Origin of the sequence: Photorhabdus sp. RM323S (genome assembly GCF_042879375.1) — a bacterium.
In the GTDB taxonomy this organism is placed as follows: domain Bacteria; phylum Pseudomonadota; class Gammaproteobacteria; order Enterobacterales; family Enterobacteriaceae; genus Photorhabdus; species Photorhabdus tasmaniensis.
Window position 1 is genome coordinate 39,164 of the sequence record NZ_JBHFKZ010000018.1, and the last position, 18,592, is coordinate 57,755.

Here is an 18,592-nt window from a genome sequence, read left to right on the forward strand (position 1 = left end):
ATCAGGCGAAGTATTCTCTGATATGCTCGATAACAATCTGCTGTTCAGCATCCGTTATGTTGTAAAACATTGGCAAACGTACCAAGCGATCACTTTCGCTGGTAGTGAAGCGATCCTCTCCGTGGAAACGGCCAAATTTTTCACCACCCGGGCTGATGTGCAGAGAAACATAATGAAATACCGTCAGTACGCCAGCATCTTTCATATAGCTATTGAATGCAGAGCGTTCTTCAACATCTTTCAGTTTGATATAGAACATATGCGCATTATGCTCCAATCCTTCCGGTACTATAGGTAATGTTAGGTAACCAGCATCAGCCAGCGGTTTTAATGCCTGATAATAGGTATCCCACAAAGCAAGACGACGCTCATTGATTTTCTTAGCTTCTTCGAGTTGTGCCCACAAATAAGCCGCTTGAAGATCTGACATCAGATAACTGGAACCAATATCGCGCCAAGTGTATTTATCAACTTGACCACGGAAAAACTGGCTACGATTAGTTCCTTTTTCACGGACGATTTCCGCACGGGAGATCAATGCTTCGTCATTGATCAGTGCTGCACCACCTTCACCACCAGAAGAGTAGTTTTTGGTTTCATGGAAACTGTAGCAACCAATGTGTCCGATAGTTCCCAGTGCGCGCCCCTTATAAGTAGACATTACCCCCTGGGCTGCATCTTCCACGACAAATAGATTATATTTCTCTGCCAAAGCCATGATGGTATCCATTTCACAAGCCACGCCAGCGTAATGAACCGGAACAATCACTCGTGTTTTAGCTGTAATAGCCGCTTCGATTTTGGTTTCATCAATATTCATGGTATCTGGACGGATATCCACGAAAACAACAGTTGCCCCGCGCAGTACAAACGCATTAGAACTGGAAACGAAAGTGAAACTCGGCATAATCACTTCATCACCGGGCTGGATATTCAGCAAAATAGCCGCCATTTCCAGAGAAGCTGTGCAGGATGGTGTCAGCAACACTTTCGGGCAGCCGAAATGTTGTTCCATCCACTCTTCACAACGTTTGGTAAAACCACCATCCCCGCAAAGCTTACCGCTCTCCATTGCCTGCTTCATGTAATCTAATTCAGTGCCGACTACTGGTGGTCTGTTAAATGGAATCATTTCGTCCCCTATATAACCAATAAGCAGTGTTTTCAATAAATGCACCACTGCGTGTATAAAGGCGCAAAGCAGCGATGTTGCTGGTTTGTGTCGCAATTCTTAATTGCTGTATTTGATGGTGTTGACACCACTGTTGCGCCACCGACATTAATTTTGAACCAACCCCACGGCCGGTATTTCCTGGAAATACTGCCAGCAACCCCATACGAGCCTCACCATTCCCTAAATCCCGCAAAGTAACAAACCCTGCGGGCTGCCCGTTATCTCCGTTTACCAGTAAACATTGATGATCAAATGTCCCTAATACCGCTTTCTCAACCCAAGTAGCATAGAAACGGCCACTATCCTGCGACTGATACCACGGGGCACGGAAACGGCTTAAAGAAAATATTTTGGCAGCTACCTCTTTCAGCATCGGGATATCCCGCTGTTCCGCCTGGATCAGCACATTCTGAGTGTTGTTACTATAAGCAATATAAGCATTTTCTATGCCAATCCTTAAGGAAAGATCGATTTCTCCCTCCACCAGCGAAAAACCCAACGCGGATAACCCATCAATAAGATCTAATCGCTGTGCAGGCACTTTGGCCTGCACCAAAGCATACTGTTTTAACTGAGGTAAAGTTAACAACCTAGCATCAGGTGTGAAATCAAGACGAGCAGTCGGCAGCCCGAAGTAGTAGCTATCCCACTCTAATGGTTCAATACTGGCGCGAACGGACATGAAGCAGATCCAGCAGATATTGACCGTAGCCCGTTTTTGACAAGGATTTTGCTGTCTTTCTTAACTGTTCATCATCCAACCAACCATTACGCCAAGCAATTTCTTCAAGACAAGCGATTTTAAAACCCTGACGTTTCTCAACAGTCTGCACAAAAGTGCTAGCCTCAATCAAGCTGTCATGAGTACCAGTATCCAGCCAGGCAAAACCTCGCCCTAACAGTTCAACATTCAACTCACCACGTTCCAAATACATCTGGTTAATGCTGGTAATTTCCAACTCACCTCGTGCAGAAGGTTTTACCTGCCTGGCAAAATCCACAACCTGACTATCATAGAAATAGAGACCGGTTACCGCCCAGTTTGATTTTGGTTTTGCTGGTTTTTCCTCAATGGAAAGAACATGGAACTCGTCATCAAACTCCACCACACCAAATCGCTCAGGATCCATCACCTGATAACCAAAAATGGTCGCCCCTTTTCTACGGGAAACCACCTTCTTCAGTTTTGGGCTAAACGCTTGTCCAAAGTAGATATTATCTCCCAATACCAGACAACTGGGTTCCCCGTTAATAAACTCTTCACCAATCAAAAAAGCCTGAGCTAAACCATCTGGTGATGGCTGTTCTTTATAACTCAAGCGAATACCAAATTCGTCACCATTGCCAAACAGTCGGCGGAAGGAAGGTAAATCTTCTGGCGTGGAGATAATCAGAACATCACGTATCCCTGCCAGCATCAGTACTGACAAAGGATAGTAAATCATCGGCTTATCATAAATTGGCAGTAGTTGTTTGGAAACACCTCGTGTTATCGGATGCAACCGGGTACCTGAGCCCCCTGCCAGAATAATACCTTTCATGTTACCTCCAGAGTAGCTTAGTTTTCACCCAATCCAAGACGTTCACCAGCATAAGATCCATCCTGAACTCTACGCCACCAATTTTCATTTCCCAGATACCATTGAACTGTTTTGCGAATCCCGGATTCGAAGGTTTCCTGTGGTTTCCAACCCAGCTCATGCTCAATTTTCGCAGCGTCAATGGCATAACGCATATCATGGCCAGGACGATCTGCGACATGAGTAATCAAATCACGATAATAAGCCGTACCTGCTGGCTTCTCAGGGCAAAACTCTTCCAAAAGCTCACAAATGGCACAAACCACATCAATATTTTTGCGTTCATTATGACCGCCAATATTATAGGTTTTACCCGGTTCAGCTTCTGTTACAACCAAATAAAGCGCTCTGGCGTGATCTTCCACGTACAGCCAATCACGGATTTGCTTCCCTTCGCCGTATACCGGCAAAGATTTGCCTGCTAATGCATTCAAAATCATTAATGGGATCAATTTTTCCGGGAAGTGGTAAGGACCATAGTTATTTGAACAATTGGTAATAACTGCCGGTAAACCATAAGTACGGTACCATGCTCTTACCAGATGGTCACTGGATGCCTTGGACGCTGAATATGGACTGCTTGGCGCATAAGGTGTCGTTTCAGTAAAGAAACCATCCTCACCATGCAAATCACCATACACTTCATCCGTTGAAATATGATGAAAACGAAAGGCAGTTTGTTTCTCTTTACTCAGTTTCTGCCAAAAAACCCGGGCAACTTCCAATAAAGTATAGGTACCAACAATGTTGGTTTCGACAAATGCCGCAGGGCTATCAATAGAGCGATCTACATGGCTTTCTGCCGCAAGATGCATCACACAATCCGGCTGATACTGTTCAAAAACCTGATCCAGCGCTTCACGCTGACAGATATCAATCTGTTCAAACGCATAGCGTGTGCTATCCTCAACAGAGTCAAGCGACTCTAGATTACCAGCATAAGTCAGGCTATCAACGACAACCACGCTGTCTTCTGTATGATCAATGATATGCCGCACAACAGCGGAGCCAATAAAACCTGCTCCACCTGTGATTAGAATACGTCTCAACGCCAGACTCCTTTTGTATCCACAATCCATTTCTGTTTAATTTCACAACCACTTACAGCTTTAAACTGATTATGATCCACCAGCATCAACAAGATATCAGCTTCTTCCAACGCTTTTTCCAGGTTAACCAATCGCGTCATTCCTTTCAAGGAAGCGGGTAATTCATGGACATTAGGCTCTACAGCCAATGTTTCCCCTGCATGCCATTGAGCAATCATACGAGTGATATGTACCGCTGGACTCTCACGTAAATCATCAATATTTGGTTTAAATGCCAGGCCAAAGCAGGCGATTTTCACTTCGCTTGCACGCTTTCCACTTTCAGCCAAACAATCCGCAACAGCCGCTTTTACTTGATCCACAACCCACAATGGCTTGCCATCATTAACCAGACGTGCTGTATGGATAAGACGTGATTGTTCCGGGTTTTGGGAAACAATGAACCACGGGTCAACAGCAATACAATGCCCCCCCACCCCAGGGCCGGGCTGAAGAATATTTACTCGGGGATGACGGTTTGCCAGACGGATAAGTTCCCACACATTGATGCCTTGTTCAGCACAAATCAGAGAAAGTTCATTGGCGAATGCAATATTCACATCCCGGAAACTGTTTTCTGTCAGCTTACACATTTCTGCTGTTCTTGAGTTAGTGATAACACATTCACCTTCAAGGAAGATTTTATACAGTTCACTGGCTCTGGCCGAAGATTTTGACGTCATACCGCCAATAACGCGGTCATTCTTAATCAGCTCGACCATAACCTGTCCCGGTAATACACGTTCAGGACAGTAAGCAATATCAATATCAGATTCCTCTCCCACCTGTTGTGGGAAAGTCAGATCAGGGCGCGCTGCTGCTAACCATTCTGCCATCTGCTCTGTCGCACCCACTGGTGAGGTAGATTCCAGAATAACCAAATCGCCTTTTTTTAGCACCAGCGCCACAGATTCAGCGGCGGAACGGACATATATCATATCCGGCTCATGATCACCTTTAAAAGGCGTTGGAACAGCTATCAGAAAAGCATCTGCGGGTAACGGAGAAACCACTGCTTTCAGGTAACCATCTTCCACAGCAATTTTCACCACTTTGTCCAGATCTGGTTCTACAATATGAATTGCGCCTCGGTTAATAGTTTCTACCGCATATGGGTTAACATCCACCCCAATGACTTTCTTATTGCGGGATGCAAACGCTGCCGCAGTTGGCAAACCAATATAACCAAGACCGATAACTGATATAGTTTCAAAACTCATAGTGTCACCTGATTTTTTTCAAAGCGTCGAGAATACGTCGACAGGCATCGCCATCCCCGTAAGGATTATGAGCGCGGCTCATTTGCTGATAGGCAGCATCGTCTGTCAACAATCGAGTCACTTCCTCCACAATAGTTCTTGTTTCTGTTCCTACCAGACGTACCGTTCCCGCATCCACCGCTTCTGGCCGTTCAGTAGTATTACGCATCACCAATACAGGTTTTCCTAAAGAAGGTGCTTCTTCCTGAATACCACCGGAATCCGTCAGGATCATATAGGCATGGTTCATCAAATAGACGAATGGTAAATAGTCCTGTGGTTCGATGAGAATGATGTTATCAATATCATGCAAAATACGCTTTACCGGCTCACTGACATTCGGGTTTAGATGGACCGGGTAGACTACCTGTACGTCTGGATGGACACGGGCTATCTGTGCCAATGCTTCACAAATTCGCACAAATCCGCCACCAAAACTTTCACGACGATGACCCGTTACCAAGATCATTTTTTTATCAGTATCAATAAACGGGTAATGTTTCGCCAATTTATTCCGCATAGCTTCATCATTCATTATTCGATCACGTACCCACAACAACGCATCGATCACCGTATTACCCGTGACAAAAACTCGATTATCTGCAATGGATTCTTTCTGTAAATTCTTGCGGGAGTTTTCCGTCGGAGCAAAATGATACATTGCCAAATGCCCGGCAATCTTACGGTTTGCCTCTTCCGGCCAAGGGGAATAGAGATCACCAGTTCTTAGTCCAGCTTCAATATGACCAACAGGGATACGCTGGTAGAACGCAGCCAAACTGGTCGCCATCGTTGTTGTGGTATCTCCATGAACTAATACAACATCAGGCTTAAATTCTGTCAAAACGGGCTTCAACCCTTCCAGAATACGGCATGTAATATCCGTTAAATCCTGCCCTGATTTCATAATATTGAGATCAAAATCGGGAGTAATCTCAAAAAGATGTAACACCTGATCCAACATTTCGCGGTGTTGGGCGGTGACACATACTTTTACTTCGAAGGCTTCATCCCTTGCCAATGCGTGTACCAAAGGTGCCATCTTGATAGCTTCCGGCCGGGTACCAAACACAGTCAACACTTTCACAGTGACTCTCTTATTGGTCAGTAACTTGCAGGCTTTCCTGCAAAAAATACTCTTTGATGCTATTTATTCCTGCTTTTGGAATTGCAGAAAATATCTCTGAGAAGCCGTTCTTCATATAATTATTTACGCGAACGTTGTACCAATGCCACACCGGCACCAACCAAAGCACCAACCGCTCCCCACATGATCATCAAAAACATTCTGCGAGGACTGTCTCTGGTAACAGGTTCCTCGGGTGTTCTCAAATAGCGGTAAGTCTGGAATTGATCCTGTAATGTCGGGCCAACATTTAATGTCGCTAACATTGCAATATTTTGGTCATAGTCCACATCATAGTCGGGGCCCGTCACTTCCAGAGTTTCAAGTTGAGCCTGTAACAGCGGCGCTCCTAACATAAACATTTTTGAATCAGGTAATTGATCCATCGGAGTATCAGTTTGGTTACGCCGAATCCCTTGTTTTTCTGCAACTTTTAACGATTGCTGTAACACATGCATTTCGCGGTTATAAACCGCTTTAGCGACCATTTCCTGGCGCTTAACCAATGCTGCCATGGATTGAGTGCGAGTAGCCCATGCACTTTTTACTTCATTATTCAAATGAGTGCTGGCGCGACGGTTAGCAAAAGCAATGTACTGGCGCAGGAGTTGATTTGCTTGTGCAGAAGACTCTGCTGTCAGTTTAATACTGTCATTCAACACTTTTTTATCATCATGAGGAATGAACTGAATATTGTTGACTAATTCATCTAATAAGACCGCATCAACCCTAGTGTTACCTTCCTGATGCTTCTTGTAATAATCAGATTTTGACCAGAATTCACGACGAGTATCATATGCCGCGACCTGAGTAACGAATTCCTTATAAGCTTCTTCCTGAATAGACGGTAACTGAGTTTCCGGTGAAATGTTAATGTGAGTATCCAGATTACGCAAAAACTGCTGCTGAGAGTAATAGCTCCCCAAATGACGAGTGGTAGGCAGGTCAGTAGTGGCCGTTGCACTCCATTTTTGTTGCATCAGATATGTCACACCAAGCGCTATAGCAGCGAAAATAACTGCCAGTACGACAATCCATATCTTTCCGCGCCATAAAGCACTGCATAAAGCTCTGATATCCAGCTCATGTTCCAGAGCTTGTTCATCCTGAATGGATTTCGTTTCTGATTTTATCACTGCACAAAACCTCTGTTAGATAGATGTTTAATGGTTAACTGAACGGCGCATACGACGTTTATGCCGTTTGATGAAACGAGCCACCCTCCATGCATGCTTGATGCAATAGCCATACAACATAAATGCAAGCAAAAAAAGTGCCAACATTACCCATTCAGGCACAAACTCCAGCCATTCCCCGGTAATTCCAATAGCAGCGAATAAAGCAGCAGCAACGGTAATCAAGATAAATGCCTGACGTGATGAGAATCCAGCCCGCATAATCAGATGATGGATATGTTGTCTGTCAGGAGAAAATGGACTCATCCCTTTACGTAATCGACGGTACATAATGGCAACCATATCCATTAATGGAATGGCAATAATCCATAATGCAGTCACTGGATTAACAGGGCGCTCATTCCCCTGAGTAGATTCAATAAGCAACCAGATAATGGTAAAACCAATCAATGTACTGCCTGCGTCCCCCATAAACACTTTGAAACGCTGGCTTAATAAACCAAGATTAAAAATAATATAAGGGAGAATGGCAGCAATAAATGCAAAACACCATAATGCCAGTGCAGTGTTACCACTTTGATATAGTAAAATCCCTAAGGCTCCGAAAGAGACGCAGGATAACCCACCCAATAATCCATCTATTCCATCAACCATATTGAATGCATTGATGGCAGCCCAGACAGCAAATAAAGTCACAACATAACTGAACGGCCCAAGTGTCATGTCCCAAGGGCCAAAAGCATAACCAAGACTATTTAATTTCAGGCCAGCAAAATACATCATCGCAATACCAACCAGAGCCTGGATAGTTGCCCGAATCTTAACGCTGATGTCAAAACGGTCATCCAATGCACCGATAAATACCAGCACACCGGCACAAACCAAATATAACCACTTGTGAGGAATAAATTCTTTAGTGATAACAAAAGCAAAACAAACCCCGGTAAATACTGATATTCCTCCAACCAGAGGCACCAATCCCTGATGACACTTACGATAATTGGGTTTATCAACGAGACCGATTTTCTTTGCTACTTTGCGCGCTATAAACAAAAACGCAAATGAAAACAAAAAAACGCAAAAAACTTCGATATCCATGCTGAAAATATTCACGATAACAACTCTCTGTAAGAATAAAGACACCCTGATTATTTATTGTCCAAAACCCAATTCCACAGGCACCCCAGCTTGCGAAGACACTGCTTCATTATGGAAAAATTAATGGCCTTTATATCATTTTTGTGACATTTAATTTTAAATAGACGGCAGTATATGAAATGTTTGCAAAATACATACCATATTTACATAACACCATAATCGTGGATGCAAAAAACGCCACGAAATCGTGGCGCTTACTAAAATCATCGTAAACTGAGTTAAAAACTACGAACGTTTCATCATGTCAAAGAAATCGTCGTTTGTTTTGCTCATAGCCAACTTATTGATAAGGAATTCCATCGCATCAATTTCTCCCATCGGGTGAATAATTTTGCGCAGAATCCACATTTTCTGTAACTCTTCAGTTGTGGTGAGTAGATTTTCTTTACGTGTGCCAGAACGGTTGTAATCGATAGCCGGGAAGACACGTTTTTCAGCAATTTTACGGGAGAGGAGCAGCTCCATGTTACCAGTGCCTTTGAACTCTTCGTAAATCACTTCATCCATCTTGGAGCCCGTATCCACCAACGCAGTCGCAATAATAGTCAGACTTCCACCCTCTTCCACATTACGTGCAGCACCGAAGAAACGTTTTGGACGATGTAATGCATTAGCATCTACACCACCGGTCAGTACCTTGCCGGATGCAGGGACAACCGTGTTATAAGCACGAGCCAAGCGGGTAATAGAATCAAGCAGGATAATAACGTCTTTTTTATGTTCAACCAGACGTTTTGCTTTCTCAATGACCATTTCTGCCACCTGAACGTGACGGGAAGCAGGCTCATCAAAAGTAGAAGCAATAACTTCACCTTTCACCAGACGTTGCATTTCAGTGACTTCTTCTGGACGTTCATCAATCAGAAGTACCATCAATACACAATCTGGATGATTGTGAGCAATGTTAGCAGCAATATTTTGCAGCAACATAGTCTTACCCGCTTTTGGTGGAGCGACGATAAGACCACGTTGTCCACGGCCAATCGGTGCAGCCAGATCCAGAACACGGGCAGTCAGATCCTCAGTGGAACCATTACCACGCTCCATACGCAGGCGATTATTAGCATGCAGAGGAGTTAAGTTTTCAAAAAGGATTTTACTACGGGCATTTTCTGGTTTATCAAAGTTAACTTCGTTAACTTTCAACAGTGCAAAATAGCGTTCACCTTCTTTAGGTGGGCGGATTTTACCTGAAATTGTGTCACCGGTACGGAGGTTAAAACGGCGGATTTGGCTAGGAGAAACGTAGATATCATCGGGACCGGCAAGGTAGGAGCTGTCTGCTGAACGGAGAAATCCAAATCCATCCTGCAAGATCTCCAGCACACCGTCACCGAAGATATCTTCTCCACTTTTCGCATGCTGCTTAAGGATAGAGAAGATAATATCTTGTTTACGCATACGGGCCAGGCTTTCCAGCCCCATCTTTTCGCCGAGTGTAATCAGTTCAGATACCGGCGTATTCTTTAATTCGGTAAGATTCATAATGGTGGGTTCTTAAACTCGGGGTATATCTCGAACTATGAACGTGAATAGTATGGCAGCGTCATCGATGCCTGTTTATTTTGTACAAAAAACAAATAAGACCTTTAATACATTATTCATATAAAAAGGTAGTAATTTGAAGTACTAAGATTGAGCTCAAATAAGACTGACAGGCTGTCAAAAACGCTGTTGAGATAATGCTGAAACATTACTGATTTCTATAAAAACTATCTCAACGTAACGAGCTATACGCCAGATTTTTCCCGTATAACCCATTGGATACTTTAGACTATCCAGAGATAACAGACTTATCAGACACTACAGATTGTTCAGTATGCAACATACGTCTAACAGATGTATGTGATACAAGCAGTGGCGCTAACTTATCACGCTTCTTTACGGACGTCTAGCGGTCAATGAAATAAATAATAGTATACGCTAAACGTCCGGTATTAATGTGATCTTACTTCAATCAGAGATTAGCATCCAAAAATTCTTTCAATTGAGTTTTTGACAGTGCTCCCACTTTGGTAGCGGCAACCTGACCGTCTTTAAACAGTAACAGTGTAGGAATACCACGGATACCAAACTTAGGAGCCGTTGCCGGATTATCATCAATGTTCAGTTTAGCAATCGTCAGTTTACCTGAATATTCTGGGGCAATTTCATCTAAGATAGGTGCAATCATTTTACATGGTCCACACCATGCAGCCCAAAAATCGACAAGAACCGGGCCAGCGGCTTTAAGCACATCAATATCAAAGCTAGCATCACTCAAATGAATAATTTTATCGCTCATTTTTTACTCCAAAGAATAATTTTTTACCATGCTAGTGTAACATTACTGACATAAGCTTGCCTTTATTTCAGTGGATACACTTTCGTAAAACAATGGTTAACTGATATTCTACCACACTATGAGTAAAACACACTTGACAGAAAAGAAGTTTTCCGACTTCGCCTTGCACCCCAAGGTCATAGAAGCTCTTGATAACAAGGGTTTTTCTAATTGTACGCCGATACAGGCACTGACATTACCTTTCACTGTCGAAGGTCGTGATGTCGCGGGGCAAGCGCAAACCGGTACTGGGAAGACGTTAGCATTTTTAGCGTCTGCTTTTCATTATTTACTGACTCATCCCGCAACGAAGGAGCGTCAGACCAATCAGCCAAGAGCGCTGATTATGGCTCCTACCCGCGAACTGGCTGTACAGATTTATTCTGATGCAGAAGATCTGGCACAGGCAACCGGATTAAGGATGGGCCTTGCCTATGGCGGTGATGGTTACGACAAGCAGCTGAAAGTGCTGGAATCCGGTGTTGATATTCTTATCGGCACAACCGGACGTTTGATTGACTATGCCAAACAAGAGTATATCAACCTGAATGCAATTCAGGTTGTCGTTCTTGATGAAGCTGATCGTATGTACGATCTGGGTTTTATCAAAGATATTCGCTGGCTATTCCGCCGGATGCCTCCTGCAAATGAGCGCATGAACCTGCTGTTTTCTGCCACCCTCTCTTACCGGGTCCGGGAACTGGCATTTGAGCAAATGAATCATGCAGAATATGTAGAGGTGGAACCGTTACAGAAAACAGGACACCGCATCCGCGAAGAGTTGTTTTATCCCTCTAATGAAGAGAAGATGCGTCTGCTTCAAACGTTATTGGAAGAAGAGTGGCCTGATCGCTGCATTATTTTCGCCAATACCAAACATCGTTGTGAAGATATCTGGGCTCATCTGGCTGCTGACGGGCATCGAGTTGGTCTGCTAACCGGTGATGTGGCACAGAAAAAACGATTACGCATTCTGGAAGAATTCAGCAACGGCAATATTGATATTTTAGTTGCAACTGATGTAGCAGCCCGCGGATTGCATATTCCTTCCGTAACCCATGTTTTTAACTATGACTTACCCGATGACTGCGAAGATTATGTTCACCGCATTGGCCGTACTGGTCGTGCAGGTGAAAGTGGTCACTCAATCAGCCTAGCCTGTGAAGAATATGCTCTGAACCTGCCTGCGATTGAAGATTATATTCAGCACAACATTCCTGTCAGCAAATATAACAGTCATGCATTGCTGAAAGATTTACCGGTTCCTAAACGCCGCCACCGCTCGCGTTCAGGGAACCATCAGCGCCGTAATAATTTATCGCATCGCAATAATACACCACGTAATAACCGTAAACGTTCAGGCTGAATTAAATGATGCTGAGTTCTTCTTCGCTCTATGCGGCTATCGACTTGGGTTCAAACAGTTTCCATATGCTGGTTGTGCGCGAAATATCTGGCAGTATCCAGATACTGGCACGAATCAAACGTAAAGTAAGACTGGCCACAGGACTGGATAAAAATAACCACCTATCTCAACAGGCAATGGAGAGAGGTTGGCAATGTCTCAGGATTTTTTCTGAACGTTTACAGGATATACCGCCATCACAAATCCGCGTTGTTGCTACAGCAACTTTGCGTATCGCCGAAAATTCAGGTGAATTTGTGAAAAAAGCATCAGAAATCCTGGGTTGCCCGGTTACCGTAATCAGCGGCGAAGATGAAGCTCGGCTTATTTATCAAGGTGTTGCTCACACGACCGGTGGCCCTGAAAAACGTTTAGTTGTAGATATTGGCGGGGCAAGTACCGAACTGGTCACTGGGAATGGGGCAAAAGCCACCCAGTTATCCAGCCTGAGTATGGGTTGTGTTACCTGGCTTGAATGCTATTTTCATGACCGTAGCTTAACGGAAGAAAATTTTGCCAAAGCCGAAGCGGCCGCACATGAAACGCTGAAACCTATTGCTTCAAAGCTTATCGAACAAAGCTGGCAAATTTGTGTCGGAGCTTCCGGTACCGTTCAGGCTCTGCAAGAAATCATGATTGCTCAGGGTATGGATGAGCTGATCACTTTGCCAAAACTCCAGGAACTCAAACATAAAGCAATTAAATGCGGTAAGCTGGAAGAGCTGGAAATAGAGGGATTGACGCTGGAGCGCGCTCTGGTTTTCCCAAGTGGTCTTGCTATCTTGATAGCTATTTTTCAGGCATTAAATATTGAAAGTATGATCCTTGCGGGCGGCGCTCTACGCGAAGGTCTTGTCTACGGCATGCTGGATTTACCGATAGAACAAGATATTCGCACCAGAACCCTACGTAATATCCAACGTCGTTTTCAGTTGGATGCTGAACAGTCTCAACGAGTCAAACAATTAGCTGAACACTTCTTACAACAAATTGCTAAACCTTGGGAGCTGGATAGCCGATGTCATGAATTATTACAGAGTGCCTGTTTGATACATGAAATTGGGCTGAGTGTTGATTTCCATCAAGCTCCATCACACGCAGCCTACCTTATCAATTACCTCGATCTCCCCGGCTATACTCCGGCACAGAAAAAACTATTAGCCACATTGCTGAAAAACCAAAGTGGCACGATTGATTTGATTTCTTTCAGTCAACAAAACGCTTTGCCTCTGAGACAAATTCAACGTTTATGCCGCCTGTTGCGGTTAGCTATCATATTCACCAGCCGTCGCCGAGATGACACACTCCCTGCTCTGGTTTTAAAAGTGAGCGGAGAAGCGCTGATGGTAATACTGCCTCATGGCTGGCTAATGCAACACCCTCTGCGGGCGGAATCTTTACAGCAGGAAATTCAGTGGCAAAGTCATGTTCAATGGCCACTTGTTTTGGAAGAACAGATTAACTAAAACCTAAACTCAATCATTTTCCCTGTATCTCTGTGATACAGGGAGTCTTTAATATACTTACTGCTTATTTTTTTGCCCAAGACCTAAACGCGACTTGATATCCGCAATACGCGACTGCCCTTTTTGCATTCTCTCCTCAGCAGTAACGATTTTTTTATCTTGCGGCCAATGTAAGTCGTCTTGGGGCAACTCATGTAAAAAACGGCTTGGTTCAGGACGGATTAATTCACCATATTGGCGACGCTCTTTACATAAAGTAAAAAATAACTCCCGTTGAGCACGAGTGATTCCCACATAAGCCAATCGTCGTTCTTCATCAATATTCTCTTCATCAATACTGCTCTGATGAGGCAACAGGCCTTCTTCCATACCGACCAAAAATACATAGGGAAACTCTAATCCTTTAGAGGCATGCAGAGTCATCAATTGCACCTGATCAAACTCTTCACCCTCTTCACCCCACTCCAGCATATCCCTCAATGTGAAACGCGTGACTACCTGAGATAACGTCATTGGTTCGTTCAGTTCATCACCCTCCAGCATTTCACTCATCCAAGTAAATAGCTGATTAATATTTTTCATCCGCATTTCAGCAGCTTTCTGGCTTGGTGATGTTTCGTACAGCCAACTTTCATAATCCATACCATGCAGCAAATCACGTACTGCCAGCAAAGGTTCCTGCTCAACCTGACGGGCTATCTCATCCATCCAGTGGGTAAAACGCTGTAGTGCTGCCAACCCACGACCAGTCAGACTTTGTTCCAAACCAAGGTCAAAACTGGCCTGATAGAGGCTTTTATTGCGCTGATTAGCCCATTCACCCAGTTTTTGAATAGTCGCGGCACCAATTTCACGCCTTGGCGTATTAACAATCCGCAGAAATGCACTGTCATCCTCAGGATTAGTCAACACCCGCAAATAAGCCAGTAGATCCTTAATTTCAGGGCGGGCAAAGAAAGAAGTACCGCCAGAAATCCGGTAAGGAATGCGGTTTTGCATCAGCATTTTTTCAAACACTCGGGATTGATGATTTCCCCGATAGAGAATAGCGTAGTCTTGATATTGAGTTTTATTGATAAAGTGATGTGCAATCAGCTCCCCGACAACTTTTTCCGCTTCATGCTCTTCATTATTAGCCATAATGACTTTCAGCGGATCACCATAACCCAGTTCAGAAAAAAGCCGCTTTTCAAACACATGAGGATTATTAGCAATCAAAATATTAGCCGCTTTCAGAATACAACCGGAAGAACGGTAGTTTTGCTCTAGTTTGATCACATTAAGCTTCGGGAAATCCTCTTTCAGTAACACCAGATTTTGTGGTTTTGCGCCGCGCCATGAATAGATCGACTGGTCATCATCACCCACCACCATAAAACGGGCCCTTTGTCCCACCAGCAATTTAACCAGTTGATATTGACTGGTATTGGTATCCTGATATTCATCTACCAGCAAATAACGGATACGATTTTGCCAACGTTCTCTTACCTCTTCATCACGCTGCATCAGCAATGTCGGTTTGGTAATCAGATCGTCAAAATCCAATACATTACAGCTCGCCAGGTGCAAATCATAACGGCGATAACATTCAGCAAACTGATGCTCTTGAGCAGAACAAGCCAATGCCGTGGCTTGTTGTGGGGAAAGCAGATCATTTTTCCAATTTGAAATGGAAGAGATTAATTTTTGTAGTAAATCTTTATCTTCTTCCAGTAAATCGGCTGTCAAATCTTTCAGCAGAGCCATTTGGTCCTGATCATCAAACAATGAGAAATTGCTTTTCATTCCCAACGCTTTGTACTCGCGCTTAATGATCTCCAATCCCAACGTATGGAAAGTAGAAATCATTAACCCCTTAGCCTCTTTGCGTCCCAAAGTTTGTGCTACACGCTCTTTCATTTCCCGGGCTGCTTTATTAGTAAAAGTAACAGCAGCGATATGACGAGGCTGATAACCACAAATACGAATAAGATGGGCAATCTTATTCGTGATCACTCTGGTTTTGCCGGAACCTGCCCCCGCCAGAACCAGACAAGGGCCGGTAACAAATTCAACTGCTTGTTGTTGGCTGGGATTTAATCGCATGATGTTCAATGAGTTATATCAGGACAGTGCTTCGGGGCTGGAATTGTAGCAGAAAGAGGGAGAAGAAACGCCGTTTTCTTTAATTAAGGAGCAGAAACCCTACAGGTTGATAATAATCACTTACTACTCAGCACTTGGTACATCTTTCATCTCAGCAACTATTTGTCATTAAATTTAAAGGGGAAAATTTCTTCCCCCTTTATCTTTAACTCAATCTGATATTAACCACCAACAGAAATACGTTTCATATCTGTCATGTAACCACGTAATACACGACCAACGACTTCAATGGGATGGTTACGAATAGCTTCGTTAACATCACGTAACTGGGCGTTATAAATACCGTTATCAGCAACAGGCTTACCTAAATCACCTGCCTGTAGTGAATCCATAAATTTCTCTTTCAGTAATGGAACCGCAACATGGGAGAACAGATAGTTACCATATTCGGCAGTATCAGAAATAACTACGTTCATTTCATACAGACGCTTACGAGAGATTGTATTCGCAATCAACGGTAATTCATGCAGAGATTCATAATAAGCAGATTCCGCAATAACACCGGTATCAACCATAATTTCGAATGCCAGTTCAACCCCGGCTTTCACCATAGCAACCATTAAAACACCGTGATCAAAGTACTCCTGTTCACTGATTTTGCCATCATATTGCGGTGAATTTTCAAACTGAGTGTTCCCGGTTTCCTCACGCCAACCTAACAGGTTCTTATCATCATTAGCCCAGTCAGCCATCATACCGGAAGAGAATTCACCCGAAATGATGTCATCCATATGTTTCTGGAACAGTGGCGTCATGATCTCTTTCAACTGCTCAGACAACGCATATGCCCGCAATTTTGCCGGATTAGACAAACGATCCATCATCAGGGTAATACCACCTTGCTTTAGTGCTTCCGTGATGGTTTCCCAACCAAACTGGATCAGCTTTCCTGCATAACCTGATTCAGTGCCGTCTGCTATCAGCTTGTCATAACACAACAGTGAACCCGCCTGTAGCATACCGCACAAAATAGTTTGTTCACCCATCAAGTCAGATTTCACTTCCGCAACGAAAGAAGACTCCAAAACGCCAGCACGATGACCACCTGTTGCCGCTGCCCATGCCTTAGCGATCGCCATACCCTCACCTTTCGGATCGTTTTCCGGGTGAACCGCGATCAAGGTAGGAACGCCAAAACCACGTTTGTATTCTTCACGAACTTCCGTACCAGGACACTTGGGCGCTGCCATTACAACCGTGATGTCTTTACGGATTTGCTCACCCACTTCAACAATATTGAAACCGTGAGAGTAACCCAGTGCAGCACCTTCTTTCATCAACGGCTGAACTGCGCGAACAACAGAAGAGTGTTGTTTATCTGGCGTCAAGTTAATAACCAAATCAGCCTGCGGGATCAGCTCTTCATAAGTACCAACCTGAAAACCATTTTCAGTTGCTTTACGCCATGAAGCTCGTTTTTCTTCAATCGCCTCTTTACGCAAGGCATAAGCGATATCCAAACCGGAGTCACGCATGTTCAGGCCCTGATTCAACCCCTGCGCACCGCAACCGACGATGACTATTTTTTTACCTTTTAAATATCCTGCCTCATAAACAAACTCTTCCCGCGCCATAAAACGACATTTACCTAACTGTGCCAACTGCTGACGCAAGTTCAGCGTATTAAAATAATTAGCCATTAGTGACTCCGTTATCATGTTGTGTTCAGCAATCAAGTGCTGCGACTATTTTTTAGATTTCCCCACCTTATTAGGTGGTTGCATATTTTCAATATATGACATGAAAGGCATTGCTTAAATTGATATATTAACAATACTACATTGCATTTTATGCAACACTGATTATTAGGCAGGAATAAGGTGAATAGACTATGGATATACGTGATCTCAAACTGTTTCTGCATCTGGCTGAAAGCTGTCATTTTGGCCGCACAGCAAAAGCAATGCACGTCAGTCCATCCACCCTATCCCGCCAAGTCCAGCGTATTGAAGATATATTGGGGTATTCATTACTCTTACGGGATAATCGCACCGTAAAGCTGACGTTTGCCGGCGAGCAATTTAAACAGTTCTCCCAACAAACGCTGTTACAATATCAGCAACTACAGCACTCATTAAATCAACAAAATCCTTCTCTAAGTGGCGAATTACGCCTGTTTTGTTCAGTGACTGCGGCTTACAGTCACTTACCACAGATCCTTGATCGTTTCCGTGCAGAACATCCTCTGGTTGAAATCAAACTCACTACCGGTGATGCCGCAGATGCGGTCAATAAGATACAGTCTAATGATGCCGATTTAGGCATCGCCGGTAAGCCGGAAAAATTGCCAGATAATGTCAGTTTCACCAAAATCGGTGAAGTACCGTTGATACTGATCGCGCCTTCCCTTCCCTGTACTGTACGGGCACTCGCCACACAAGATAGCCCCGACTGGAATAACATTCCCTTTATTTTGCCGGAACACGGTCCTTCACGTAAGCGCATTGAGTTCTGGTTTCGCCACCATAAAATTAACAACCCATTGATTTACGCTACAGTATCCGGTCACGAAGCCATTGTTTCTATGGTTGCATTGGGTTGTGGCGTTGCATTAATTCCCAACGTAGTGGTAGAGAACAGCCCCGAACCAGTACGCAATCGCATATCGTTACTGAACAATATTTCTCTGGTGGAGCCATTCGAATTGGGTATATGTGTACAGAGAAAACGACTGAATGAACCCTTGATTAAAGCGTTTTGGGGGTTGTTATAAGGAACTGCATTAGCAGGTG

General features: G+C 43.9%; 15 protein-coding genes. 3 read left to right on the forward strand and 12 right to left on the reverse strand.

All coding sequences use genetic code 11. From position 1 onward, the window contains the following. Nucleotide 1 precedes the first annotated feature (1 nt). The 10 genes from rffA to trxA form a co-directional block, all read right to left on the reverse strand. Nucleotides 2-1,132, reverse strand: a complete 1,131-nt coding sequence (rffA, locus tag ACGF7G_RS10225) for a dTDP-4-amino-4,6-dideoxygalactose transaminase (RefSeq protein WP_133813914.1) — start codon at nt 1,130-1,132, stop codon at nt 2-4. Then, complete coding sequence (gene rffC / locus ACGF7G_RS10230) at nt 1,119-1,856, reverse strand: dTDP-4-amino-4,6-dideoxy-D-galactose acyltransferase (RefSeq protein ID WP_387465194.1); 738 nt, start codon at nt 1,854-1,856, stop codon at nt 1,119-1,121. The genes rffA and rffC overlap by 14 nt, the downstream gene beginning before the upstream one ends. Beyond that, complete coding sequence (rfbA, locus tag ACGF7G_RS10235) at nt 1,834-2,715, reverse strand: glucose-1-phosphate thymidylyltransferase RfbA (protein WP_133813916.1); 882 nt, start codon at nt 2,713-2,715, stop codon at nt 1,834-1,836. The genes rffC and rfbA overlap by 23 nt, the downstream gene beginning before the upstream one ends. Before the next feature lie 17 nt (nt 2,716-2,732). After that, complete coding sequence (rffG, locus tag ACGF7G_RS10240) at nt 2,733-3,803, reverse strand: dTDP-glucose 4,6-dehydratase (protein ID WP_387465196.1); 1,071 nt, start codon at nt 3,801-3,803, stop codon at nt 2,733-2,735. Next, nucleotides 3,800-5,062 (reverse strand): UDP-N-acetyl-D-mannosamine dehydrogenase, encoded by a 1,263-nt coding sequence (gene wecC, locus ACGF7G_RS10245; protein WP_387465198.1) that lies wholly within the window; start codon nt 5,060-5,062, stop codon nt 3,800-3,802. The genes rffG and wecC overlap by 4 nt, the downstream gene beginning before the upstream one ends. A 4-nt stretch (nt 5,063-5,066) precedes the next feature. Next, nucleotides 5,067-6,188: a non-hydrolyzing UDP-N-acetylglucosamine 2-epimerase gene (gene wecB / locus ACGF7G_RS10250; protein WP_387465200.1), complete on the reverse strand. Its 1,122-nt coding sequence runs from the start codon at nt 6,186-6,188 to the stop codon at nt 5,067-5,069. Nucleotides 6,189-6,307: 119 nt separating this feature from the next. Further along, nucleotides 6,308-7,363, reverse strand: a complete 1,056-nt coding sequence (wzzE, locus tag ACGF7G_RS10255) for an ECA polysaccharide chain length modulation protein (RefSeq protein ID WP_387465202.1) — start codon at nt 7,361-7,363, stop codon at nt 6,308-6,310. Between the two features lie 27 nt (nt 7,364-7,390). Then, the gene (gene wecA / locus ACGF7G_RS10260) at nt 7,391-8,461 is read right to left on the reverse strand and encodes a UDP-N-acetylglucosamine--undecaprenyl-phosphate N-acetylglucosaminephosphotransferase (RefSeq protein WP_387465246.1); all 1,071 of its coding nucleotides are present in this window, start codon (nt 8,459-8,461) and stop codon (nt 7,391-7,393) included. Nucleotides 8,462-8,746: 285 nt separating this feature from the next. Next, nucleotides 8,747-10,006 (reverse strand): transcription termination factor Rho, encoded by a 1,260-nt coding sequence (rho, locus tag ACGF7G_RS10265; protein ID WP_023043607.1) that lies wholly within the window; start codon nt 10,004-10,006, stop codon nt 8,747-8,749. Nucleotides 10,007-10,478: 472 nt separating this feature from the next. Then, the gene (gene trxA / locus ACGF7G_RS10270) at nt 10,479-10,805 is read right to left on the reverse strand and encodes a thioredoxin TrxA (protein ID WP_133813922.1); all 327 of its coding nucleotides are present in this window, start codon (nt 10,803-10,805) and stop codon (nt 10,479-10,481) included. A gap of 118 nt (nt 10,806-10,923) precedes the next feature. Between trxA and rhlB the strand changes: the two genes are divergently transcribed. Together rhlB and gppA are read left to right on the forward strand one after the other, a co-directional pair. After that, nucleotides 10,924-12,210 (forward strand): ATP-dependent RNA helicase RhlB, encoded by a 1,287-nt coding sequence (gene rhlB / locus ACGF7G_RS10275; protein ID WP_387465205.1) that lies wholly within the window; start codon nt 10,924-10,926, stop codon nt 12,208-12,210. A gap of 8 nt (nt 12,211-12,218) precedes the next feature. Next, nucleotides 12,219-13,715, forward strand: coding sequence for a guanosine-5'-triphosphate,3'-diphosphate diphosphatase (gene gppA, locus ACGF7G_RS10280; protein WP_387465248.1), 1,497 nt, complete (start codon nt 12,219-12,221; stop codon nt 13,713-13,715). A 57-nt stretch (nt 13,716-13,772) separates the two neighbouring features. Here gppA and rep read toward each other — a convergent pair whose 3' ends face one another. Together rep and ilvC are read right to left on the reverse strand one after the other, a co-directional pair. After that, nucleotides 13,773-15,800 (reverse strand): DNA helicase Rep, encoded by a 2,028-nt coding sequence (gene rep, locus ACGF7G_RS10285; RefSeq protein ID WP_387465207.1) that lies wholly within the window; start codon nt 15,798-15,800, stop codon nt 13,773-13,775. A gap of 221 nt (nt 15,801-16,021) precedes the next feature. Next, nucleotides 16,022-17,500, reverse strand: a complete 1,479-nt coding sequence (ilvC, locus tag ACGF7G_RS10290; RefSeq protein WP_387465209.1) for a ketol-acid reductoisomerase — start codon at nt 17,498-17,500, stop codon at nt 16,022-16,024. A 191-nt stretch (nt 17,501-17,691) separates the two neighbouring features. On the opposite strand from ilvC, the gene ilvY reads away from it, so the two are divergent. Further along, nucleotides 17,692-18,573 carry an HTH-type transcriptional activator IlvY gene (gene ilvY / locus ACGF7G_RS10295; protein ID WP_387465210.1) on the forward strand — a complete coding sequence of 294 codons (882 nt, stop codon included), beginning with the start codon at nt 17,692-17,694 and terminating at the stop codon, nt 18,571-18,573. Nucleotides 18,574-18,592 lie beyond the last annotated feature (19 nt).

Coding starts and splice junctions, on each gene's coding strand:
- gppA (WP_387465248.1), top strand. CDS start 12,219: ATGCTGAGTTCTTCTTCGCTCTATGCGGCTATCGACTTGGGTTCAAAC.
- rffA (WP_133813914.1), bottom strand. CDS start 1,132: ATGATTCCATTTAACAGACCACCAGTAGTCGGCACTGAATTAGATTAC.
- rho (WP_023043607.1), bottom strand. CDS start 10,006: ATGAATCTTACCGAATTAAAGAATACGCCGGTATCTGAACTGATTACA.
- ilvY (WP_387465210.1), top strand. CDS start 17,692: ATGGATATACGTGATCTCAAACTGTTTCTGCATCTGGCTGAAAGCTGT.
- rhlB (WP_387465205.1), top strand. CDS start 10,924: ATGAGTAAAACACACTTGACAGAAAAGAAGTTTTCCGACTTCGCCTTG.
- trxA (WP_133813922.1), bottom strand. CDS start 10,805: ATGAGCGATAAAATTATTCATTTGAGTGATGCTAGCTTTGATATTGAT.
- wecA (WP_387465246.1), bottom strand. CDS start 8,461: ATGGATATCGAAGTTTTTTGCGTTTTTTTGTTTTCATTTGCGTTTTTG.
- rep (WP_387465207.1), bottom strand. CDS start 15,800: ATGCGATTAAATCCCAGCCAACAACAAGCAGTTGAATTTGTTACCGGC.
- rffC (WP_387465194.1), bottom strand. CDS start 1,856: ATGTCCGTTCGCGCCAGTATTGAACCATTAGAGTGGGATAGCTACTAC.
- rfbA (WP_133813916.1), bottom strand. CDS start 2,715: ATGAAAGGTATTATTCTGGCAGGGGGCTCAGGTACCCGGTTGCATCCG.
- wecC (WP_387465198.1), bottom strand. CDS start 5,062: ATGAGTTTTGAAACTATATCAGTTATCGGTCTTGGTTATATTGGTTTG.
- ilvC (WP_387465209.1), bottom strand. CDS start 17,500: ATGGCTAATTATTTTAATACGCTGAACTTGCGTCAGCAGTTGGCACAG.